This is a genomic window from Serratia proteamaculans, from assembly GCF_949794035.1.
GTDB classification, from domain to species: domain Bacteria; phylum Pseudomonadota; class Gammaproteobacteria; order Enterobacterales; family Enterobacteriaceae; genus Serratia; species Serratia proteamaculans.
In genome coordinates, this window is the sequence record NZ_OX461105.1 from 843,857 (window position 1) to 865,860 (window position 22,004).

Annotated in this window: 18 protein-coding genes; 13 read left to right on the forward strand and 5 right to left on the reverse strand. The window is 53.9% G+C overall.

Features of this window, described 5'->3' with window-relative positions:
* The first annotated feature begins 49 nt into the window (after window positions 1-49).
* Window positions 50-1,048 carry an RNA polymerase sigma factor RpoS gene (gene rpoS / locus QOT07_RS03825; protein ID WP_012005280.1) on the forward strand — a complete coding sequence of 333 codons (999 nt, stop codon included), beginning with the start codon at window positions 50-52 and terminating at the stop codon, window positions 1,046-1,048.
* 80 nt (window positions 1,049-1,128) lie between these two features.
* Here rpoS and mutS read toward each other — a convergent pair whose 3' ends face one another.
* Window positions 1,129-3,684, reverse strand: a complete 2,556-nt coding sequence (mutS, locus tag QOT07_RS03830; protein WP_283602587.1) for a DNA mismatch repair protein MutS — start codon at window positions 3,682-3,684, stop codon at window positions 1,129-1,131.
* A 363-nt stretch (window positions 3,685-4,047) separates the two neighbouring features.
* Here mutS and QOT07_RS03835 point away from each other — a divergent pair, with 363 nt between their 5' ends.
* Together QOT07_RS03835 and QOT07_RS03840 are read left to right on the forward strand one after the other, a co-directional pair.
* Window positions 4,048-4,821, forward strand: a complete 774-nt coding sequence (locus QOT07_RS03835) for a type IV toxin-antitoxin system AbiEi family antitoxin (protein WP_283602588.1) — start codon at window positions 4,048-4,050, stop codon at window positions 4,819-4,821.
* Window positions 4,814-5,731, forward strand: a complete 918-nt coding sequence (locus tag QOT07_RS03840) for a nucleotidyl transferase AbiEii/AbiGii toxin family protein (RefSeq protein WP_283602589.1) — start codon at window positions 4,814-4,816, stop codon at window positions 5,729-5,731. The genes QOT07_RS03835 and QOT07_RS03840 overlap by 8 nt, the downstream gene beginning before the upstream one ends.
* A 156-nt stretch (window positions 5,732-5,887) precedes the next feature.
* On the opposite strand, the gene QOT07_RS03845 is transcribed toward QOT07_RS03840, so the two are convergent.
* From QOT07_RS03845 to QOT07_RS03855, 3 genes are read right to left on the reverse strand one after another with little or no spacing between them, the layout of a single operon-like run.
* The gene (locus QOT07_RS03845; RefSeq protein WP_283602590.1) at window positions 5,888-6,898 is read right to left on the reverse strand and encodes an NHL repeat-containing protein; all 1,011 of its coding nucleotides are present in this window, start codon (window positions 6,896-6,898) and stop codon (window positions 5,888-5,890) included.
* A 35-nt stretch (window positions 6,899-6,933) separates the two neighbouring features.
* On the reverse strand, window positions 6,934-7,905 hold the full coding sequence (locus QOT07_RS03850) for an aldo/keto reductase (RefSeq protein ID WP_261416465.1): 972 nt from the start codon (window positions 7,903-7,905) through the stop codon (window positions 6,934-6,936).
* A 49-nt stretch (window positions 7,906-7,954) separates the two neighbouring features.
* Window positions 7,955-8,758 (reverse strand): SDR family NAD(P)-dependent oxidoreductase, encoded by an 804-nt coding sequence (locus QOT07_RS03855; protein ID WP_099062793.1) that lies wholly within the window; start codon window positions 8,756-8,758, stop codon window positions 7,955-7,957.
* Window positions 8,759-8,864: 106 nt separating this feature from the next.
* Between QOT07_RS03855 and QOT07_RS03860 the strand changes: the two genes are divergently transcribed.
* The 6 genes from QOT07_RS03860 to chbG all read left to right on the forward strand — a co-directional run bounded on the left by QOT07_RS03860 (window position 8,865) and on the right by chbG (window position 15,179).
* Window positions 8,865-9,782 carry a LysR family transcriptional regulator gene (locus QOT07_RS03860; RefSeq protein ID WP_283602591.1) on the forward strand — a complete coding sequence of 306 codons (918 nt, stop codon included), beginning with the start codon at window positions 8,865-8,867 and terminating at the stop codon, window positions 9,780-9,782.
* Between the two features lie 493 nt (window positions 9,783-10,275).
* Window positions 10,276-10,593 (forward strand): PTS sugar transporter subunit IIB, encoded by a 318-nt coding sequence (locus QOT07_RS03865; RefSeq protein ID WP_020825274.1) that lies wholly within the window; start codon window positions 10,276-10,278, stop codon window positions 10,591-10,593.
* A gap of 11 nt (window positions 10,594-10,604) precedes the next feature.
* Window positions 10,605-11,966 carry a PTS N,N'-diacetylchitobiose transporter subunit IIC gene (chbC, locus tag QOT07_RS03870; RefSeq protein WP_012005283.1) on the forward strand — a complete coding sequence of 454 codons (1,362 nt, stop codon included), beginning with the start codon at window positions 10,605-10,607 and terminating at the stop codon, window positions 11,964-11,966.
* Between the two features lie 48 nt (window positions 11,967-12,014).
* Window positions 12,015-13,400, forward strand: coding sequence for a glycoside hydrolase family 1 protein (locus QOT07_RS03875; RefSeq protein ID WP_207979221.1), 1,386 nt, complete (start codon window positions 12,015-12,017; stop codon window positions 13,398-13,400).
* Window positions 13,400-14,263: a transcriptional regulator ChbR gene (chbR, locus tag QOT07_RS03880; protein ID WP_085120302.1), complete on the forward strand. Its 864-nt coding sequence runs from the start codon at window positions 13,400-13,402 to the stop codon at window positions 14,261-14,263. The genes QOT07_RS03875 and chbR overlap by 1 nt, the downstream gene beginning before the upstream one ends.
* A gap of 154 nt (window positions 14,264-14,417) precedes the next feature.
* Window positions 14,418-15,179, forward strand: a complete 762-nt coding sequence (chbG, locus tag QOT07_RS03885) for a chitin disaccharide deacetylase (protein WP_099062797.1) — start codon at window positions 14,418-14,420, stop codon at window positions 15,177-15,179.
* 33 nt (window positions 15,180-15,212) lie between these two features.
* Here chbG and QOT07_RS03890 read toward each other — a convergent pair whose 3' ends face one another.
* Window positions 15,213-16,607: an MFS transporter gene (locus QOT07_RS03890; protein ID WP_099062798.1), complete on the reverse strand. Its 1,395-nt coding sequence runs from the start codon at window positions 16,605-16,607 to the stop codon at window positions 15,213-15,215.
* A 250-nt stretch (window positions 16,608-16,857) separates the two neighbouring features.
* Here QOT07_RS03890 and pncC point away from each other — a divergent pair, with 250 nt between their 5' ends.
* The 4 genes from pncC to alaS all read left to right on the forward strand — a co-directional run bounded on the left by pncC (window position 16,858) and on the right by alaS (window position 21,850).
* On the forward strand, window positions 16,858-17,346 hold the full coding sequence (pncC, locus tag QOT07_RS03895; RefSeq protein ID WP_283602592.1) for a nicotinamide-nucleotide amidase: 489 nt from the start codon (window positions 16,858-16,860) through the stop codon (window positions 17,344-17,346).
* A 112-nt stretch (window positions 17,347-17,458) separates the two neighbouring features.
* On the forward strand, window positions 17,459-18,520 hold the full coding sequence (recA, locus tag QOT07_RS03900; protein ID WP_085120306.1) for a recombinase RecA: 1,062 nt from the start codon (window positions 17,459-17,461) through the stop codon (window positions 18,518-18,520).
* Window positions 18,521-18,583: 63 nt separating this feature from the next.
* Window positions 18,584-19,090, forward strand: coding sequence for a recombination regulator RecX (recX, locus tag QOT07_RS03905; RefSeq protein ID WP_099062800.1), 507 nt, complete (start codon window positions 18,584-18,586; stop codon window positions 19,088-19,090).
* 132 nt (window positions 19,091-19,222) lie between these two features.
* On the forward strand, window positions 19,223-21,850 hold the full coding sequence (gene alaS, locus QOT07_RS03910) for an alanine--tRNA ligase (protein ID WP_099062801.1): 2,628 nt from the start codon (window positions 19,223-19,225) through the stop codon (window positions 21,848-21,850).
* Window positions 21,851-22,004: the final 154 nt, after the last annotated feature.

Sequence of the window (22,004 nt, forward strand, 5' to 3'; positions counted from 1 at the left end):
GGCAGAATACGCTGTATTCTGCTCGCGGTATCACGGGTAGGAGCAGCATATGAGCCAAAATACGCTGAAAGTTAACGAGTTACATGACGATGCGGATTTCGACGAGAACGCAACGGAAGCGGAATCATTCGACGAAAAAGCACTGGTTGAAGAAGAGGCCAGTGAGAGTGATTTAGCGGAAGAAGAGTTGTTGTCACAAGGCGTGACCCAACGCGTATTGGATGCGACGCAGCTCTATCTTGGCGAAATCGGTTATTCTCCGCTGCTGACCGCAGAGGAAGAAGTTTATTTTGCGCGGCGTGCACTGCGCGGTGACGTGCCGTCCCGCCGCCGAATGATTGAAAGTAACCTGCGGTTGGTGGTGAAAATCGCCCGCCGTTACAGCAATCGCGGCCTGGCGCTGCTGGATCTGATTGAAGAGGGTAACCTCGGTCTGATCCGTGCGGTGGAAAAGTTTGACCCAGAACGCGGTTTCCGTTTCTCGACTTACGCAACCTGGTGGATCCGGCAGACGATTGAACGGGCGATCATGAACCAAACCCGTACCATCCGCTTGCCTATCCACATTGTTAAAGAACTGAATGTCTATTTGCGCACCGCGCGCGAGCTTTCTCATAAACTGGATCATGAACCGAGCGCTGAAGAGATTGCAGAGCAACTCGACAAGCCGGTCGATGACGTCAGCCGTATGCTGCGTCTGAACGAACGTATCACTTCTGTCGATACGCCGTTGGGCGGGGATTCAGAGAAGGCTTTGCTGGATATTCTGGCAGACGAGAAAGACAACGGACCGGAAGACACCACGCAAGACGATGACATGAAACAGAGCATCGTTAAATGGCTGTTCGAACTGAACGCCAAACAGCGTGAAGTGCTGGCGCGTCGCTTTGGCCTGTTGGGCTACGAAGCGGCAACGCTTGAAGATGTGGGCCGTGAAATTGGCCTGACTCGCGAGCGAGTACGCCAGATCCAGGTTGAAGGTTTACGCCGTTTACGTGAAATTCTGCAAATGCAGGGCCTGAGCATTGAGGCTCTGTTCCGCGAGTAACGTCGACAGTCGAATCGCATCAAAATAAAAACGGTGAGCATCATGCTCACCGTTTTTTTATGCCTGCAGTTTATGCAGGATCAGACCATATTCTTCAGACGGTAAATCCACTCCAGCGCCTGGCGTGGCGACAGTGAATCCGGATCCAATGCCTCGAGTGCTTCAACCGCCGGTGAGGTTTCCTCATTCAGCAGCGTCATCTGGGTGGCATCAACGGTACCGGTAGCGGTATGGCTGGAAATGGCCTCCAGTTCACGCAGCTTCTGGCGCGCGCGCTTGATCACCTCACGCGGTACGCCGGCCAGTGCAGCAACCGCCAGACCATAACTCTTGCTGGCCGCGCCGTCCTGCACGCTGTGCATAAAGGCGATAGTGTCGCCGTGTTCCAGCGCATCCAGATGCACGTTAACCACGCCTTCCATTTTTTCCGGCAGGGTGGTGAGCTCAAAGTAATGGGTGGCGAACAGCGTCATGGCTTTAATGCGGCTGGCCAGGTTCTCGGCGCAGGCCCAGGCCAGGGATAAACCGTCATAAGTTGAGGTACCGCGGCCAATCTCATCCATCAGCACCAGGCTGTTTTCGGTGGCGTTATGCAGGATATTGGCGGTTTCGGTCATCTCCACCATAAAGGTAGAACGCCCGGAGGCCAGATCGTCCGCCGCGCCCACGCGGGTGAAAATGCGGTCTACCGGGCCGATGACCGCCTTGCTCGCCGGCACATAACTGCCGATGTGTGCCATCAGCACGATCAGCGCCGTTTGGCGCATATAGGTACTTTTACCGCCCATATTTGGGCCGGTAATGATCAACATCCGACGCTGAGGTGACAGCGACAGCGGGTTGGAAATAAACGGCTCGCTCAGCACCTGCTCGACCACCGGGTGGCGGCCTTCGGTGATGCGCACGCCGGGTTGTTCGCTCATGGTCGGGCAGGCGTAGTTCAGCGTCTCTGCACGTTCAGACAGGTTGGCCAACACGTCCAGCTCGGCCAGTGCACCGGCGCTTTGTTGCAATTCACCCAGGTGCGGCAACAACAGGTCGAACAGCTCTTCGTACAGCCCTTTCTCGATCGCCAGCGCTTTCCCTTTCGAGGTCAGCACCTTGTCTTCATATTCTTTCAGTTCTGGAATGATGTAGCGTTCGGCATTTTTCAGCGTCTGGCGGCGCACGTAGTGGATCGGCACCAGATGGCTTTGCCCGCGGCTGACCTGGATGTAATAGCCATGCACGCCATTGAAGCCCACCTTCAGCGTATCCAGCCCCAGTTTTTCACGCTCGCGGATCTCAAGACGGTCGAGATAGTCGGTGGCACCATCGGCCAGCGCGCGCCATTCATCCAGTTCGCTGTTGTAGCCGGGAGCGATCACGCCGCCGTCACGTACCAGCACCGGCGGGGCTTCAACCACTGCGCGTTCCAGCAAATCCTGTAGTTCATCAAACTGACCGACCTGTGACAGCAACTGTTGCACATAGGGGGTTTCTACCCCTTTTAGCAACGCATGGATATCCGGCAATTGTTGGAAAGCATGACGCATACGCGCCAAATCGCGTGGACGGGCACTGCGCAACGCCAAACGGGCCAGTATGCGTTCCAGGTCGCCGACCTGGCGCAGCGAAGGCTGCAAATCGGCATACAGATCCTGCAGGGAGCCAATTGCCTGCTGGCGGTTATTCAGCACCTTGATGTCACGGGTGGGCATGTGCAGCCAACGCTTAAGCATGCGGCTGCCCATCGCCGTCACGCTACAGTCGAGGATCGCCGCCAGGGTATTTTCGCTGCCGCCGGACAGGTTCTGAGTCAGCTCAAGGTTACGCCGCGTGGCGGCATCCATGATAATGCCGTCCTGCTGGCGCTCCATGGTGACCCCGCGGATATGCGGTAATGAGGTACGTTGGGTATCTTTAACGTACTGCAACAGACAACCGGCAGCGCGCAGCGCCTGATGAGCCTGTTCAACGCCGAAACCGGTGAGATCGCGGGTGCCGAACTGCAGATTAAGCTGCTGGCGTGCCGTTTCAGGTTCAAATTCCCACAGTGGACGACGGCGCAGGCCGTGGCGCTGTTCAATCAGCGACATCTGTTCAAAGGTTTCGGGGTACAGCAACTCGGCGGGATTGGTGCGCTGCAACTCTGCCGCCATGGTCTCGATATCTGCCGGTTCGGCAACGCGGAAACGACCGGAGCTGATGTCCAGCGTGGCGTAACCAAAGCCGCGTGCGTCCTGCCAGATGGCCGCCAGCAGGTTATCCTGACGTTCTTGCAACAGGGCTTCGTCGGTGATGGTGCCTGGCGTGACGATACGCACCACTTTGCGCTCCACCGGACCTTTACTGGTGGCGGGATCGCCGATTTGTTCACACAGGGCGACAGATTCACCGAGCTGCACCAGCTTGGCCAGATAGTTCTCTACCGCGTGGTGGGGTACGCCGGCCATTGGGATAGGCTCCCCCGCTGAGGCACCGCGTTTGGTCAGCGAGATATCCAGCAGTTGGGAAGCGCGTTTGGCGTCGTCATAGAACAGCTCGTAAAAGTCGCCCATGCGGTAGAACAGCAGGATCTCGGGATGCTGGGCCTTAAGGCGCAGGTACTGCTGCATCATCGGCGTATGTGAATCGAGCTTGTCGGTACTATTCATAAGATTACTGTTTCCAATCCATTGAATTTAAAGTTGGTTGCGATTTTGATTGTCATCATCAGGGGGCACGCCGTGGCATAAAAAAACCACTCGATAAGCTGTGGTTGACGGCGTTAAGGATCAATAAGCCCTTAATACTGTCGCTATACTAGCCCAGCGGGCAATCGGCTGTCACAGGTAAAAATGGGAAGCTTTACGCAAAGTCGGTTTGCAAGACGGGGGATGAGGTTGCAAGGACCTATACCGAGCAGAACCTCGTTTAAAACTCGGCCACCTGGCCATTGTATTAACTGCGTTCAACATTGACATGATACTCACTCGGGAGTTTACTATTTTCATTATTGTTAAACCAAGGGTGAATCTATGTCATCAAAGTTAAACTGGCTTTTGCAGAATACGGCACCGGGATCCTTGGTTTTGCAGTCCTGGCTGACGAAAAATGGCATCAGCCCTTCTTTGGCCAATAAGTATATGCACAGCGACTGGTTGCAAAAACTACGTGCTGGAGTATACGTGAGGAGTGGGCGTGAGCCTCAGTGGAGTGATGCAATTCTATGCCTGCAACATCAACTTGGGGTTTCTGTACATCTGGCAGGGCTTACTAGTCTGACCTATCAAGGACGCTCTCATTATCTTCAGTTAACGCGCCAGGTTATTTGGCTCTGTGTTGAAAATAAAGCTTCATTGCCAAAGTGGTTCAAAGAATTTCCCAATGTTGAGTGGCTTTTACTTTCAAATCAGAAGCTCAATATGCATGACGGAAAATATCTGACCGAGGTAGAAATTAAGGGCGAGCGGTTGAAGGCGAGTGTGCCGGAGTTAGCGGCTTACGAGGTTGCTAACGCCGTTCCAGGTTCGCTTTCATTTGAGCATGCAGCAGAGCTGTTTCAGGGCCTGGTAAACCTGAGTCCACGTAAAGTCGAAGCATTGTTGCAATCCAGTCGAGCAGTGCAAACTAACCGCCTTTATCTATTTTTGGCCGATCACTATGCTCATGCATGGGTTAAGCGAATAGATAAAACCAACATTGATTTAGGGGCAGGAAAGCGACAGATCGTATCGGGTGGCAAGCTGGACCAAAAATATCAGATCACGGTTCCAGAGAGTTTTGTTAGCAAAGAGATCTCACATGGATAAGCATTCACCCTATTATCGCCAAGTGGCGTTGCTACTCAGTACATTACCTGTCGTAGCATCAGAGCGCTGCTTTGCACTAAAGGGTGGGACGGCGATTAACTTGTTTGTTCGCGATTTTCCACGTTTATCAGTTGATATTGATTTGGCTTACATTCCGCTGGAAAACAGAGATGTGGCATTGCCAAATGTTCGGGCGGCCTTGACACGTATCGCTGAAATACTGCAACAACAGGCGGGTATTTCGGCGGTGCTACAAACGAATAACTCTGATGAAATGCGCATTGTTGTTTATTCTCAGCAGGCACAGATTAAGATTGAAGTTTCGCCTGTCGCACGAGGCACTCTGTATCCTTCAGAAGAACGTGATGTTGTTGAAGCGGTCGAAAACGAGTTCGGTTTTGCAACCATTCAGGTTGTATCACTTGCCGATCTCTATGGTGGCAAGCTTTGCGCTGCATTGGATAGGCAACATCCTCGCGATTTCTATGACGTCAAAATGCTACTCGAAACACAAGGTATTGATCGCCAAATCTTTAATGGATTTATCACCTATCTGCTGGGACATCCACGTCCATTATCAGAGGTACTGAACCCCCGCTGGAAAAATATCTCTGAACTGTATGCGAATGAATTTAACGGAATGACATTCGATATGGTTTCTCTGGAAGAACTCAATGCGATACCCGAATTAATGGTGACGGCTCTCAAAGTACAATTTACTCAGCGGGATTGTGATTTTCTGATGTCTTTCAAGCGCGGTGAACCGGATTGGAGCCTTGCTCCCGAAAACCAGATTCAGTATTTACCTGCGGTGAGGTGGAAGCTCCAAAATATTGGTCGTATGCCAAAAGAGAAACACATTCAGGCGTTGGTGAAGCTTGAGGAGACTCTTGCCGGGTGGATAGGGTAGTTTAAAATTTTGACTGTACATTCACTCTGAGTGTCACTTTGTGGTGTTTTATAAACCGCATCGTTTTTTACGGTTATGCGAAAATGAAGAAGGCCCAAAAATAGGGCGCTGGACTTGTGGAGTATATTCTCCAGCAAGCCCAGAAAGGTTGAAGTGTCAGTTGGCGGCGGATAAGGGCAGTGGAAGTTGGTAAATACGAAAGCTGTCGGGTACTTCGGCTTCGTGGCCGGGCAGCAGGCGGTGGCGAATACGCGATTCAGTGACAAAGGCGCAGCCCTGTGGCGTGATGTCCAGATTGACCGGCGACTCCATTCCCTCACGAATAACTTCAATAGAATGCATACCGGCAGCATCGGGATCGGTAATTCGCAGGATCCTGCCCTGGCCGCTTTTAATGCCATTTTCGAGCACGATCAGCGAACCGTCTGGTGCCATTCCCATCCCATCCGGATTTTCGATAGTGCGAGGCAGCAGGATTTCAGTCAGTTGCGGCGTCGCCTCCCCATAGCTCAGGGTATAGAGCTTTCCGCTGCCAAAGTTGGCAACCGCCATTATCCGGTCATTCAACAGAACAATGCCTGCGGCACCGATACCCTCGGGACCAGCCAGACGTTTATCGCGGAAGAGGATCTGAAAGTTGTCTTCACCCGGGCGTAGCCTCATGATGCTGCCCGCTTTGGTCTCCGTAAGATAAACCGTGCCATCTTTGGCGAGAACCAGGTCATTGCCCATGCCCCCCTCTGGTAAGGTCAAACTGCGGTTAATCGTGGCACTGGGGACATTCAGGGCAAAAACGCGATGGGCGCGGGTTTTTCCTGTGGGCAGGAAATCCGGCGAGTTTCCCCATAACAGACCATGTTGTTCATCCAACCGCAGCGTGGTTGAGGCGAAAACGGTATCGGCGCCGGCAAAGAAGGTCTCCCAATCTTCGTTCGGGCGTTTGCGCAGGATGCGGCCACTGGTCACCAGGCCAACATACAGGGTGCCGTCGGATGCGCGGGCAATGCCATTAGGGTAGAGTGCGCCCGGCGGTAATGTCAGACTGGACGAGTTGCAGGTGGCGTTCGGCGCAGCGGTGACGGCAGCGGAAACCGCAGGCGTTGTCATGGCGAGCATAAAGGCCACCAGCGCAGCCTGTGCCGGGCGATAGTTTATAGCGTATAACATTGAGCCTCTCCTGTGATTGATGATGGGGCGAAGTCCTACCAACGCTGAAGGCGAGTCTGTTCTTTCATCGGTGCTTCAAGTTGTGCGATTTCCTCATGGGACAGCGTGAGAGAGAGCGCCTTGAGCGCATCCTGGAGGTGATGTGACTTGGACATACCGACAATCGGCGCAGCAACCACCGTTTTGGCCAGCACCCATGCCAGAGAGACCTGGGCCGCCGGAACGCCTCTCTCGGCAGCGATGTTTTCAACGGCCATAATGCTTTGTTCGACTTCTTTTCTGTCGCCGTACCAGCGGGGCGCTTGTTCGTCGGTTTCGGCGCGTAGCGTCCCGGCTCCTTTTGCCCCTGCCAGTAACCCCCTCGCCAATGGCGACCACGGAGTCAGGCTGACTCCTTCCTTCAGGCAGAGCGGGATGAGATCCTCTTCATCCTCACGCGTGACCAGATTGTATTGGCTTTGCATGGAAATAAAGGCGGCCAATTTGTTATGGCGTTGAAACGCCAACATTTTCATAAAATGCCAGGCCTGCATCGAGGACGCGCCGAGATAGCGGATCTTGCCGGCCCGCACCAGCGCATCGAGCGTTTCGGCCGTTTCCTCAATCGGGGTTTCCTCATCGAAACGGTGCATGACGAACAGATCGAGATAATCAGTCCCCAGACGTTGCAGCGAGGCCTCAACGCTTTGAATGATATGTTTGCGTGACAGGCCGCGATTGTTGGGCTGTTCGCCCATCGGGAAGAATGCCTTGGTGGCGATCACCATGTCATCGCGGTGGGCAAAATCCTTCAACGCACGCCCGAGAATGCGTTCACTCTCGCCTGAAGAATAGATATTGGCAGTATCGAAAAAGTTAATTCCGGCTTCCAGCGCTTCCCGGATGAAGGGGCGGGCTTGATCTTCTGGCAATACCCAGGGACGCCAACCGGGATCGCCATAGGTCATACAGCCCAGACAAAGCTGGGAGACTTTCAGACCGCTATTTCCAAGGCGCACATAGTTCATCATCTTCCCTCCGGGGACTCGTCGAGCTGGGTGTCGACAGGGTTATCTCTCAGCGCATACCGGCGATGGTGTAGCCGCCGTCCACCAAAATGCTTTGTCCGGTGATAAAGCGGGCGTCATCCGTCGAAAGCCAGACGGCGACATCACCGATATCTTCAGGCTGACCCAGACGTTGGGCGGGCGTATGTGCGATGAAAGGCGTAAAGGCGGATGCGTCGGATATGCTGCTGTGGGCCATCGGCGTGTCGATGATGCCGGGATTGATGTTGTTGATACGGATAGCCTGATTGCCATACTCAAGCGCTACCGCACGGATCAGCGAATCGAGTGCACCCTTGCTGGCGGAATAACTTGATGATCCGGCAAGTGCGCCTTTGGCGAGCCAGGAAGAGGTGTTGACGATCACGCCGCCCGAGTTTTGCGCCAGGAAAGTCTCGACCTGGTATTTAATCGAGAGCCACACGCCCCTGAGGTTGATGGCGATCACCGCGTCGAAATCTGCACTGGTTTGTTGATGAATCGGCACAAAGTTGCCGAGAATACCGGCGTTGTTGAAGGCGATATCCAGTCGTCCGTAGTGCGCGTTGACTCTGGCGAGCAAACGACGGACATCTTCTTCCTGTGAAACGTCAGCCACCACGGCCAGCGCTTCTCCGCCGGCCAGCACAACCTCATGAGCGGTGGCTTCTATCTCTGCAGCGCGGCGCCCGGCCAGCACGACTTTCGCCCCTTCGCGAGCATAAGCCAGTACGGCGGCGCGCCCGATACCGGTGCCCCCGCCGGTAACCAGGGCGACTTTCCCCTCCAGACGTTTACGGGAGGGCGTTTGTACAGCATCAGCGTAGTGAGTCATGGCATTAATACTCAGTAATTGAACACCTCACCATGCTATGTTGTTGCGAAAAGGATAACTATCCGTTAAAAATTCACTTCACTATTAGATTATTTATATCAATCCAATGAAAAAAACCGACTTGTCAGGGCTGGTGGCTTTCGTCGCCATTGCTCAGGAACGCAGTTTCAGGCGGGCTGCCGCCAGGCTTGGCGTGACGCCGCCAACGCTCAGTCATACGATGCGCGAGCTGGAGGCGCAGGTCGGTATTCGTCTGTTGAATCGGACTACCCGTAACGTAGCGCCGACTGAGGCCGGTGAACATCTGTTGGCGCAGCTGGTACCGGCGTTTACGGATATAGATACCGCACTGGAAAGCCTGAATACCTTCCGCGAACAACCCCAGGGGCTGGTGCGGATCAATGCGCCGCGAACGGCAATAGAACTTGCGCTGGTCCCTCATTTGGGGCGACTGGCCCGTGATTACCCAGGAATTACGCTGGAAATCGTGGCGCAAGAGGGCTTTGCCAATATCGTTGAACAAGGTTTTGATGCCGGTATCAGGCTCGGAAAGGATCTGCACAACGACATGCGGGCGGTGCGCGTTACCCCTGATTTGCGGCTGGCCATTGTGGCAACCCCTGAATATTTCCAACAGTACGGCAAGCCGAATCATCCTGAAGATCTGTTGAGTCATCGCTGTATCGGATGGCGAAAGATTGCCTCAGGAGAGCTCTACAAGTGGATATTCCAAAAAGGGACTCAGGCGCTTTCCGTCTCGGTGAACAGCCCGCTGATACTGGATGACGCGAGACTGATGTTGCAGGCTGCGTTAGCTCACGCAGGCATTGCGTTCGCTATCGAGGAAGAAGTGAATGAACATCTGGCAACAGGGCGGCTGGAGCGAGTGTTGGCTGACTGGTGCGCGCCGTTCCCTGGTTTTTATCTTTATTATCCGAACCGCAGAAACCATCCAGTGGCACTGACCACGGTGATCAATGTCATGCGTTATCCCAGCCAGGCGAATAATCCCGCGGAGTCATAGCACCGAGTCCAGACCTCATCCGGCAAACGCCCTCTGCTCAAAATCCCTGCCATTTTACCTCTGGTTTTCCTCTGTCGAATCGTCCCGTCTTGTTGAAGTCGGCTAATCAAGGGCGAACGATTTTTTGTTCATCTATCGAGCGATGGCTGGTCCCGCGCGTCGAATAATCCATAAATACCCTGCATGTTTATAACTTATTGTTTATAATTGTTTTTTAGTTATTTTTATCGAATTTATTCAGTAATTTAAGGTTATTTGCGACGTCGATCACACTATTTTTTTATGTGAAATGTGAAGAGGGTCAATCAGGCAGGTCAAGCAGAGACGGTTCTCTATGCTGATGGCTTACCGATCCGCTGCAATGCCTCCGTATACTGTCTGCAACCAGGGCAAAGTGACGGAAATTTTCATAAGGAATGTGCGTGAGGCAATGGCTATTGCATCTGGCAAACAAATGACACGGGGCTTTTTTGATTATCTTGAGGGATTGGGTATGGAAAAGAAAAAAATCTATCTGTTTTGTTCTGCCGGTATGTCGACTTCCCTGCTGGTTTCCAAAATGAAAGCGCAAGCCGAGAAGTACGAAGTGCCGGTAATCATTGCCGCTTATCCGGAGGCGCTGGCAGCAGAAAAGGGCGCTGAGGCAGATTTGATCCTGCTGGGGCCGCAGATTGCCTACACGCTGGCTGAAGTACAGAAGCAGTTGCCTAATAAGCCCGTCGAAGTGATCGACTCTGCTTTATACGGCAAGCTCGATGGTCTTGGGGTATTGAAGGCCGCAGTCGCCACTATAAAAAAAGCTAACCAATAAAGGGGTCTGCCGTGAATACGTTAATTGCCTCGTTGGAAAAGGTCATACTGCCTTTTGCTGTGAAAATTGGTAAACAGCCCCATGTTAATGCCATCAAAAACGGGTTCATTCGATTAATGCCGCTGACGTTGACCGGGGCGATGTTCGTGCTGATCAACAACGTGTTCCTCAGCTTCGGTGAAGGCTCGTTCTTCTTTTCAATGGGGGTGCGGCTGGATGCGTCCACCATTGAGACGCTGAATGGCCTGAAGGCCATCGGTGGCAGCGTTTATAACGGCACCCTGGGGATTATGTCCCTGATGACGCCCTTCTTTATCAGCATGGCTTTAGCCGAAGAGCGCAAGGTCGACCCACTGGCCGCGGCTCTGCTGGCGGTTGCCGCCTTTATGACGGTGACCCCGTTCAGCGTCGGTGAGGCCTATGCCGTTGGCGCTAACTGGCTGGGTGGTGCCAACATTATTTCAGGCATGGTGATCGGCCTGGTGGTGGCAGAGATGTTTACCTTTGTGGTGCGCCGCAACTGGGTGATCAGCCTGCCGGACAGCGTACCTTCTTCAGTGTCACGTTCGTTCTCGGCCCTGATCCCCGGCTTTCTTATCCTGTCGATCATGGGCGTACTGGCCTATTGCCTGACGCTGTGGGGAACCAACTTCCACCAAATCATTATGGACAGCATCTCGGCACCGCTGGCGAAAATGGGCAGCGTAGTGGGCTGGGTGTATGTGATGTTCTCCTCACTGCTGTGGTTCTTTGGGGTGCATGGTTCGATGGCTCTGGCCGCGCTGGACAGCGGCATTATGACGCCATTCGCGCTGGAGAACGTAGAGCTGTACAACAAGTATGGTTCCGTCGAAGCGGCAGTGGCTGCCGGTAAAGAGTTCCACATGTGGGCGAAGCCGTTTGTTGACTCCTACATCTATCTGGGTGGGACGGGATCGACGCTGGGGCTGATCATTGCCATCTTTATCGCTTCACGCCGCGAAGATTATCGTCAGGTTGCCAAGCTGGCGACGCCATCGGGCATCTTCCAGATCAACGAACCTATTCTGTTCGGTCTGCCGGTGATTATGAACCCGGTGATGTTTATTCCCTTTATCCTGGTTCAGCCGGTGCTGACGATCATCACCACGGTGGCTTATTACACCGGGCTGATCCCGCCAATCACCAACATTGCACCGTGGACCATGCCGGTGGGGTTGGGGGCGTTCTTCAACACTAACGGCAGTATCGTCGCCATGTTGTTGAGCTTCTTCAACCTGGGCGTCGCGACCTTGATTTACCTGCCGTTTGTGATGATCTCCAACAAGGCGCAGAGCCAGATTGATCAGGCAACGGAAAGCGAAGAAGACATTGCCAAAGCGTTGAAATTCTAACTGCAGTCTGGGGCAGCGCTTGCTGCCCCGGTTTTAGGGAGCCTTCGGATGAAATATCAATTTGCTGACGATTTCTGGTGGGGAAGTGCCACCTCTGCGCCGCAGTCGGAAGGGGCAGCAGCCCGGGATGGCAAAAGCCAGAACATCTTCGATTACTGGTATGAGATTGCGCCAGAACGCTTTCATCATCAGGTTGGCCCGTCCGAGACCTCCACCTTTTATGACCATTTCCAGCAAGATGTCCTGTTGTTAAAGACCCTTGGCCATAATAGCTTCAGGACTTCCATCTCCTGGTCGCGGTTGATCCCGCAGGGGGATGGCGAAGTGAACCCGAAAGCGGTCGCTTTCTATAATGCGATGATCGACAGCCTGCTAGCCCAGGGCATCACGCCATTTATCAATCTTTACCATTTCGATATGCCGCTGTGCATGCAGCAACAGGGCGGCTGGGAAAGCCGGACGGTGGTGGAAGCCTACGCCCGCTATGCCAAAACCTGTTTCAGCCTGTTCGGCGACAGAGTCAGCCATTGGTTCACCTTCAATGAGCCGATTGTCCCGGTCGAAGCCGGGTATCTGAATGACCTGCATTATCCTTGTGTGGTTGATTTCAAAAGGGCGATCGCGGTGGCTTACCACAGCGTTTTGGCCCATGCCAAAGCGGTGAACGAATTCAGAGCGCTGGGGAATCAGGGCAGCATCGGGATTATCCTGAACCTGAGCCCGACTTATCCGCGTTCGGACAGCCAGGAAGACGGCATTGCCGCCCACTATGCGGATCTGCTGTTGAATAAAAGTTTCCTCGATCCGGTGACCAAGGGCCGCTATCCGGAAGATCTGGTGAATTTACTGCGGGCCAATGATTTGTTGCCGCAGACAGCACCGGAAGACGCGCAGCTGATTGCCGATGGGGTGGTGGATATTCTGGGCGTCAATTACTATCAACCGCGCAGAGTTAAAGCCAAGTCCGGCTATCAGGCCAGTGACCCGGTGACGATGCCGGAAGATTTGTTCAGCTTTTACGAGATGCCGGGCCGCAAGATTAACCCGCATCGCGGTTGGGAAATCTATGAAAAAGGCCTGTATGACATCCTGATGGACTTGAAGGAGAACTACGGCAATATTCCCTGCTATATTTCAGAAAACGGCATGGGTGTAGAGGGTGAAGAGGCCTTTATTGGTGCCAGTGGGCGGGTAGAGGATGATTATCGCATCGACTTTATTCGCGACCACCTGAAATGGCTGCATCAGGCGTTGTCCGAGGGGGCTAACTGTAAAGGCTACCATTTATGGACCTTTATTGACTGCTGGTCCTGGCTTAATGCCTACAAGAATCGCTACGGGTTGGTTCGACTGGAGCGGGAAAGCCAACGGCGCACGATCAAAAAGAGCGGCTATTGGTTTGCTGAGACGGCCAGACAAAACGGCTTTGACTAATGGGAGCGCGCGCGGTGTCTGAGAACCTGGTTTCGCTGAATGCGAACGACGTTAAGCTGATTCGGGAGCAGGATTTTTTTAACTGCAAAGATTTCCATCTGTTTATCTATAACAAGGTGGAGAGCGCCACCGGGCTGCATCAGCATGACTATTACGAATTCACCATCGTCCTGAGCGGCAAATGCTATCAGGAGATTAACGGCAAGCGGGTGCTGCTGGAGCGGGGGGATTTTGTGTTTATCCCCATTGGCTCGCGTCACCAAAGCTTCTATGAATTCGGCGCCGCGAAAATCTTTAACGTGGCGGTCGGCAAGGTTTTCTTTGAAGAGAACTATTTGCAGCAGTTACCTCGTTGTTTTGTCGCCTCTCAGGCCTATAGCCTGAAGAACGAGTTCCTGGCTTATATCGAGTCGGTGGTCAGTTCACCGCAGTTTCGTGAGGATGATTTTGCCGAGTTTCTGGAAACGCTGACCTTTTATATCATCAGCCGCATTCGTCATTATAAGGAAGAGAGTGGCGAGGGGGATGACATTCCTCAGTGGCTGAAGAACACCCTGGCGGGGATGCATGATAAGGCGATGTTTGGTGAAAAGGCATTGCTTAATATGGTAGAGCTGTCGGGGAAAACGCAGGAGTACCTGACCCGGGCAATGCGGCGTTATTACCATAAAACCCCGATGCAGGTGATCAATGAAATCCGCATCAACTTCGCCAAAACCCAGCTTGAGGTCACCAACTATTCGGTCTCGGATATTGCCTTTGACTCGGGCTATGGTGACGTGAGCCTGTTTATTAAAAACTTTAAAAGACTCACTGAAGTGACGCCGGGTAATTACCGAAAAAAGTTCTACGGCCCTATTTAGGGCCGCTCCCGATAAGCATTAACGCCGATATTCCGAATGCCTTTCAGGCCGCCAATAGCCTGATGCGATAAATTTCTTTGCTTAAGCGAAGGGGAATTGCCGTACCTGACGGACGGTATTCCCTTGCCAAAAATTTGTTAAATGGATGCCCACAATGGACAAGTTACTGATAGTGAATGCCGACGATTTTGGCCTGAGCAAGGGCCAGAACTACGGCGTTATCGAGGCGTTTCACTCTGGGGTTGTTTCTTCGACCACGGCCATGGTCAATAGCGCGGATGTGCACCATGCGGCCAGGCTCAGCCAGCTTTATCCCGGGCTGCAGATTGGCCTGCACTTTGTACTGACCCACGGGCATCCCCTGACCGCCATGCCGTCGCTGGTCAACGAGCGTGGGGAGCTGGGCAAGTGGTTATGGGAACGCGCGGAATCTGCGCTGTTGGACCTGAACGAAATCCACGATGAGTTGGTGAGCCAATACGACAAATTCGTGGCCGTGTTTGGTAAAGCGCCGACGCATATCGACAGCCACCATCACGTGCACATGCTGCCGCAGATTTTTCCGCTGGTGGAGGCCTTTGCCCAGACCAAATCCATCCCGCTGCGCATCGGCCGCGAAGAAGTCGCACGGCAAGACATTCCACTGCGCTATGGTCGCAGCACCGAATGGTTTGATGCGGGCTTTTATGGTGAGGAGATATCCGAGGCGCTGTTTTTACAGGTGCTTGAGCGCACCGATCAACGCGGTGCCCAGTCGGTGGAGATGATGTGTCACCCGGCGTTTTTGGATAAAACGATATTGGCGAGCAAGTATTGCTACCCGCGCCTGGCCGAAGTGGATGTTTTGACATCGCCAGGCATTAAAAACATGATTGCGGAGCGCGGCTACCGTCTGGGATCCTTCCTGGATCTGTGAAGACCCCGACGTAGCATCATAAAAATGGCCCGCTTAAAGCATCGAGTGGGCCTTTTTCAGCCCGGTATCCTCATCAGGATCGGCGCCCTGCGGGACCGGTGTCTCTGCGTCTTCTTCCCCCGACGTTTCACTGGTCTGTGGCTCGACCGGATCCGGTGCCGCTTCCGGCGGCGGCATGGTGTCATGGATGATCTGCTCATCGAAGGTTGGGTTCAGCGCCGGAGAAAGCGGGGAACTGGTCAGGCTGTCCGGCAGGGGAATATGCGGCAAGGGCGCATCCTGCACAAACTGCGATTCGTCCTGTTTTACCGTCCGACTGAAGCCCACCAGCAGCAGACCGCAAAGCGAGAAGAAGGCATACAGAATATTGCCGCCCAGTGGCTCAATCAGCGAGCCGACTGCCAATGGGCCGATACTGGCACCTACGCCGAAGGCCATCAGCAAACAGGCGGCCAGGGATACGCGTCGTTCCGGTTCAATCAAATCGTTCGCCAGGGCGACCACCAGCGGATACAGCGTGAACTGCAGCATGCTGACGATAAAGCCCACCACCAGCAACACCGGAAAATCAATGTGCGGCACCAGCGCCAGCGGCAGGGCGGCGACGATCAATAAAATGGCGTTGATGCGCATCAGCAGTGTGCGGTTGTAGCGGTCTGACAGCCAACTAAGCGGGAACTGCGCTACCAGCCCGGCGAAGATGGCTATCGCCATAAACAAGCCGGTCTGCTGAGTAGTCAGCGATTGCAGGCTCGCGTATACCGGTGCCAGCCCATAGAAAGATCCCACCACCATGCCGATCACCAGCGTGGTGGCCAGCACCTTGGGAATGGCCCCGATAAAATAGCGTAGCTCCATTGGAGCCGGTGACATATGGCGTGCATTGGTGCGGGTGGTGAGGGCGATAGGTACCAGGCAGAGTGCAAAGCACAGGGCGATCACCAGCAGGGTGGTGATGCCGAGATTGCTTTGCAGCATTAACACCACCTGACCCAATGACATACCCAGATAGGTGGCCGCCATATAAAAGCCGAAAACCGTTCCGCGCTGATTGGATTCCGCCTGATCGTTCAGCCAGCTTTCCAGCACCATGAATTGACACATCATGCACATGCCGATAATCAGCCGCAGCACCACCCACACGGGAATATATTCCGTCAGGCCATGTCCCAACACCGCGGCGGTGATAATACCGGCGCAGGAAACGTAGGCGCGGATATGACCGACGCGGGCAATCAGAAAATGGCCGACTTTGCCGCCGATCACCAGGCCGATGTAGTTGGCGGCGATAATGGCGCCGATCAGCGCACCGGTCACGTGGATAGAGGTTAAACGCAGGGAGACGTAAGTGGTGAGCAACCCTGAACCCAGCAGCATCAGCAGGGTGGTGGTATACAACGGAAAGAAGACGCCTAACGTTTTTTTCACTCTATCATCCTAATCTTTTATCCTGGTTTGCCCTGGGGCTGACCCTGCCGGTGGCAAACGCAACCCGGTGAGATCCCTCGTGCAAAACACCGCCCGTTAACCCGAGCATTACATTCGATACTAGCAGTTTGGTTTGCCGCTTAACACCGCCTCGCCTGCGAAGCGCCGCGCATTTCTGTCATCACGCCGTCAGGCAAGCTTGATAAATGCTACTATCGGGCGCATATACCTGATTCGCTAAGGAGAGGTTATGAGTGAAAATCAACTGCGTAAACTCAGCATTGCGGTGGGCGAAAAACTGAAGGCCAACGGCCAGTGGATCACCTGCGCAGAGTCCTGCACTGGCGGCGGCATTGCCAAAGCCATCACCGACATTGCCGGGAGTTCTGCCTATTTCGACCGTGGCTTTGTCACCTACAGCAATACGGCGAAACATGAATTGTTGGGCGTGGCAGAAGCCACCCTGACAGCCCATGGTGCAGTGAGCGAAGAGGTGGTGCGTGAGATGGCTCAGGGGGCATTACACGCCGCACGGGCCAGCCTGGCGCTGTCGGTGAGCGGCATTGCCGGGCCAGACGGCGAGAGTACGGAAAAACCGGTGGGCACCGTTTGGTTTGGCTTTGCCGACCGCTCCGGAAGGGTAGTGGCGCACAAGAAGCAATTTAGCGGCGATCGCGATGCAGTGCGGCTTCAGGCGACGATTTTTGCGCTGCAAACCGCGCTTGATGATTTTTTGTAAAATTAGGCTTGATACTGTATGACCATACAGTATAATTAGTGGCATTTCCTGCACAACATACAATCAGTGGCAGTGTGGGGTAACACCGACATTGCGTAACGAAGGAGCAAAAATGGCTATTGATGAGAACAAGCAAAAGGCGCTAGCTGCGGCACTGGGCCAGATTGAGAAACAGTTCGGCAAAGGCTCCATCATGCGTCTGGGTGAAGACCGTTCTATGGACGTAGAAACGATCTCCACCGGCTCACTGTCACTGGATATCGCACTGGGTGCGGGCGGCCTGCCAATGGGCCGTATCGTTGAGATTTATGGCCCGGAGTCTTCAGGTAAAACTACCCTGACGCTGCAGGTTATCGCTTCGGCACAGCGCCAGGGTAAAACCTGTGCGTTCATCGATGCCGAACACGCGCTGGATCCGATTTATGCGAAAAAGCTGGGTGTTGATATCGACAACCTGCTGTGTTCTCAGCCGGACACCGGTGAGCAAGCGCTGGAAATCTGTGATGCCTTAACCCGCTCTGGCGCGGTTGACGTGATCATCGTTGACTCCGTAGCGGCGCTGACGCCAAAAGCGGAAATCGAAGGTGAAATCGGTGACTCACATATGGGCCTGGCGGCGCGTATGATGAGCCAGGCGATGCGTAAGCTGGCGGGTAACCTGAAAAACGCCAACACGCTGCTGATCTTCATCAACCAGATCCGTATGAAAATCGGTGTGATGTTCGGTAACCCGGAAACCACCACTGGCGGTAACGCACTGAAATTCTACGCTTCTGTTCGTCTGGATATCCGCCGTATCGGCGCGGTAAAAGAAGGCGATGAAGTGGTCGGCAGCGAAACCCGCGTAAAAGTGGTAAAAAACAAAATCGCTGCGCCGTTCAAGCAGGCCGAGTTCCAAATCCTGTACGGTGAAGGCATCAACAGCCGCGGTGAACTGGTTGATCTGGGCGTTAAGCACAAGATGATCGAGAAAGCCGGCGCCTGGTACAGCTACAACGGCGACAAAATCGGTCAGGGTAAGGCGAACGCCTGTAACTTCCTGAAAGAAAACCCGGCGGTGGCTGCTGAGTTGGATAAACGACTGCGTGAACTGCTGCTGCACAGCAACGGCGAACTGGTCGCTGCCACCAACGAAGGCTTCGATGATGAAGCTGAAACCAGCGAAGAGTTTTAATCGCTGCTGACGTTCGTGAGCACCATTGAGGGTTCACGAACGTTAATTAATCAGGCTTGAATAATGAATGATTTGCTAAGCCGCGCCATGCGCCTGCTGTCGCAACGCGATCATAGTGAAGCTGAACTGCGCCGCAAACTTGCGGCGCAGCCATTTATGGCGAAAGCCAGATTTGGCACCAAAACTCCCTCGTCCTCTGCTCCGCCCCCTGAAGAACCCATCGATCCTGCCGTTATCGAGCAGGTGATTGCCTATTGCTACCAGCATAACTGGCTGGACGATGAGCGCTTTGCCCGCAGCTACATCGGTAGCCGCAGCCGTAAAGGCTATGGTGCGCAGCGCATCCGATCTGAACTGATGCAAAAAGGCGTGGATAAAGAGCTGACACAGGCAGCGTTGGCGGACTGTGAGATTGACTGGTGTGAACAGGCCAAACAGGTGGCACAGCGTAAATTTGGCGACTCATTGCCTACGGACTGGAAAGAAAAAGCCAAAGTGCAGCGTTATCTGCTCTATCGTGGCTTTTTCCAGGAAGAAATTCAGTCAATTTTCCGTGATTTTGCGCAATGAACGCACACGGGGTTTTACTTCCCTCTGAAGAAAATTTATCTTATCCCCACTTTTTGTTCGTGAGTTAGATGCATCGTCAGGATGTCGCGTATCTTGCTCACGTGTCGTTATTCTAGCCTTTCCGGGAAAATTATGAGCAAGAGCACCGCTGAGATCCGTCAAGCGTTTCTCGATTTCTTTCATAGTAAGGGCCATCAGGTTGTAGCAAGCAGCTCCCTGGTGCCTGACAATGATCCGACATTGTTGTTTACCAATGCCGGCATGAACCAATTTAAAGATGTTTTCCTGGGGCTGGACAAGCGCGCCTATTCCCGAGCCACTACCTCACAGCGTTGCGTACGTGCGGGCGGCAAGCATAACGATCTGGAAAACGTCGGTTATACCGCACGTCACCACACCTTCTTCGAAATGCTGGGTAACTTCAGCTTCGGCGACTACTTCAAACACGATGCCATCAGCTACGCGTGGGAACTGTTGACCGGTGAAAACTGGTTTAACCTGCCGAAAGACCGGCTGTGGGTGACCGTCTATGAAACCGATGACGAAGCCTTCGACATCTGGCAGAAGCAAATTGGCGTACCGGCAGAGCGTATTATCCGCATTGGCGACAATAAAGGCGGCGCCTTTGCTTCCGACAACTTCTGGCAGATGGGCGATACCGGCCCATGTGGCCCGTGCACCGAGATTTTCTACGATCACGGCGATCATATCTGGGGTGGCCCACCGGGCAGCCCGGAAGAAGACGGCGATCGCTACATTGAGATCTGGAACCTCGTATTCATGCAGTTCAACCGTCAATCCGACGGTACCATGCTGCCACTGCCAAAACCTTCGGTAGATACCGGTATGGGACTGGAGCGTATTGCCGCAGTCTTGCAGCATGTGAACTCCAACTATGAAATCGACCTGTTCAGCAAGCTGATTGCCGCGGTGGCCAAGGTGACCGGCGCCACAGATTTGGATAACAAATCCCTGCGCGTTATTGCCGACCATATCCGTTCTTGCGCCTTCCTGGTGTCAGACGGTGTGACACCGTCAAACGAAGGCCGTGGTTATGTGCTGCGTCGCATCATTCGCCGCGCGGTTCGTCATGGCAACATGCTGGGTGCGAAAGACACCTTCTTCTACAAGCTGGTCGCACCATTGATCGAAGTGATGGGGCCGGCAGCCGATGAGCTGAAGCGCCAGCAGTCACTGGTTGAGCAAGTGCTGAAAACCGAAGAAGATCAGTTTGCCCGTACCCTGGAGCGTGGTTTGACGCTGCTGGATGAAGAACTGGCCAACTTGCAGGGCGATACCCTGGATGGTGAAACTGCATTCCGACTGTATGACACCTACGGTTTCCCGGTCGATCTGACGGCAGACGTGTGTCGTGAACGTGGCCTGAAAGTGGATGAAGCCGGTTTCGAACAGGCCATGGAAGCCCAGCGCCGTCGTGCGCGTGAGTCCAGCGGTTTCGGCGCAGACTACAACAGCATGATCCGTGTTGATGGTGCCAGCCAATTCAGCGGCTATGACCATGAACAACAGCAGTCCACCGTGACCGCGCTGTTCCGTGATGGTCAACCTGTGGACGAGATCCACGCCGGTGAAGAAGCCGTGGTGGTACTGGACGAGACCCCATTCTACGGTGAGTCCGGTGGCCAGGTCGGCGATAAAGGCGTGCTGAAAGCCGCCGGCGCTGATTTTGTGGTGAGCGATACCCAGAAATACGGTCAGGCGATCGGCCATCAGGGCAAGTTGTCTCAGGGTTCGCTGAAAGTGAATGACCGCGTTGATGCGCAAATCGACACTGTTCGCCGCAACCGCATTCGTCTGAACCACTCCGCGACCCACCTGCTGCACGCTGCACTGCGTCAGACGCTGGGCGAGCACGTGGCGCAGAAAGGCTCGTTGGTTAACGATAAATACCTGCGTTTTGACTTCTCGCATTTTGAAGCGATGAAGCCGGAGCAAATTCGCATTGTGGAAGACTTGGTAAACCAGCAGATACGTCGTAACCTGCCGGTGCAAACCGAGGTCATGGCGTTGGATGATGCCAAAGAGAAGGGCGCTATGGCGCTGTTCGGTGAGAAGTACGACGACAACGTGCGCGTACTGACCATGGGCGACTTCTCGACCGAGCTGTGTGGCGGCACCCATGCCAGCCGTACCGGCGATATCGGTCTGTTCCGCATTCTGAGTGAGTCTGGCACCGCCGCCGGTATCCGCCGTATTGAAGCGGTAACCGGTGAAGGGGCGATTGCTACCTTGCATCAGCAAAACGATCTGTTACAGGACGTTGCTCATCTGGTTAAGGGTGACAGCAATAACCTGACGGACAAAGTGCGAGCGGTGCTCGATCGTACCCGTGCCTTGGAAAAAGAGCTGCAGCAGTTGAAGGACCAGCAGGCGGCGCAAGAAAGCGCTTCATTGTCCAGCAAGGCGAAAATGGTTAACGGCGTACAGCTGTTGGTCAGCCAGTTGGATAACGTTGAGGCCAAAATGCTGCGAACCATGGTTGATGACCTGAAAAATCAACTGGGTTCTGCGATTATCGTGCTGGCCACCACGGCCGATGATAAGGTGAGCCTGATTGCCGGCGTGACCAAAGATTTGACCGACCGGGTGAAAGCCGGCGAGCTGATCGGTAACGTGGCGCAGCAGGTTGGCGGCAAAGGGGGCGGACGCCCTGATATGGCGCAGGCCGGGGGGACTGATGTCAGCGCCCTGCCAGCGGCATTAGACAGCGTAGAAGCCTGGGTGGCCTCGAAACTGTGAATATAAATAAATAGCACTTACAAACGCCATAACTCATTACTGATTATGGCGTTTTTAAACTGTGCTAACACAATTTGGTTACAATTACGGGAACAAAGTTTTTCAGGTCGGCTAAACTTATCATTATCTGAGGTGAGACCAAGTCTGCTTACAT

Bases quoted from the DNA above. Each gene is read 5' to 3' on its own strand.
- QOT07_RS03840 (WP_283602589.1), top strand. From the start codon at position 4,814: ATGGATAAGCATTCACCCTATTATCGCCAAGTGGCGTTGCTACTCAGT.
- QOT07_RS03845 (WP_283602590.1), bottom strand. From the start codon at position 6,898: ATGTTATACGCTATAAACTATCGCCCGGCACAGGCTGCGCTGGTGGCC.
- QOT07_RS03850 (WP_261416465.1), bottom strand. From the start codon at position 7,905: ATGAACTATGTGCGCCTTGGAAATAGCGGTCTGAAAGTCTCCCAGCTT.
- QOT07_RS03855 (WP_099062793.1), bottom strand. From the start codon at position 8,758: ATGACTCACTACGCTGATGCTGTACAAACGCCCTCCCGTAAACGTCTG.
- chbR (WP_085120302.1), top strand. From the start codon at position 13,400: ATGGGAGCGCGCGCGGTGTCTGAGAACCTGGTTTCGCTGAATGCGAAC.
- rpoS (WP_012005280.1), top strand. From the start codon at position 50: ATGAGCCAAAATACGCTGAAAGTTAACGAGTTACATGACGATGCGGAT.
- chbG (WP_099062797.1), top strand. From the start codon at position 14,418: ATGGACAAGTTACTGATAGTGAATGCCGACGATTTTGGCCTGAGCAAG.
- QOT07_RS03865 (WP_020825274.1), top strand. From the start codon at position 10,276: ATGGAAAAGAAAAAAATCTATCTGTTTTGTTCTGCCGGTATGTCGACT.
- recX (WP_099062800.1), top strand. From the start codon at position 18,584: ATGAATGATTTGCTAAGCCGCGCCATGCGCCTGCTGTCGCAACGCGAT.
- QOT07_RS03875 (WP_207979221.1), top strand. From the start codon at position 12,015: ATGAAATATCAATTTGCTGACGATTTCTGGTGGGGAAGTGCCACCTCT.
- QOT07_RS03860 (WP_283602591.1), top strand. From the start codon at position 8,865: ATGAAAAAAACCGACTTGTCAGGGCTGGTGGCTTTCGTCGCCATTGCT.
- mutS (WP_283602587.1), bottom strand. From the start codon at position 3,684: ATGAATAGTACCGACAAGCTCGATTCACATACGCCGATGATGCAGCAG.
- pncC (WP_283602592.1), top strand. From the start codon at position 16,858: ATGAGTGAAAATCAACTGCGTAAACTCAGCATTGCGGTGGGCGAAAAA.
- QOT07_RS03835 (WP_283602588.1), top strand. From the start codon at position 4,048: ATGTCATCAAAGTTAAACTGGCTTTTGCAGAATACGGCACCGGGATCC.
- alaS (WP_099062801.1), top strand. From the start codon at position 19,223: ATGAGCAAGAGCACCGCTGAGATCCGTCAAGCGTTTCTCGATTTCTTT.
- recA (WP_085120306.1), top strand. From the start codon at position 17,459: ATGGCTATTGATGAGAACAAGCAAAAGGCGCTAGCTGCGGCACTGGGC.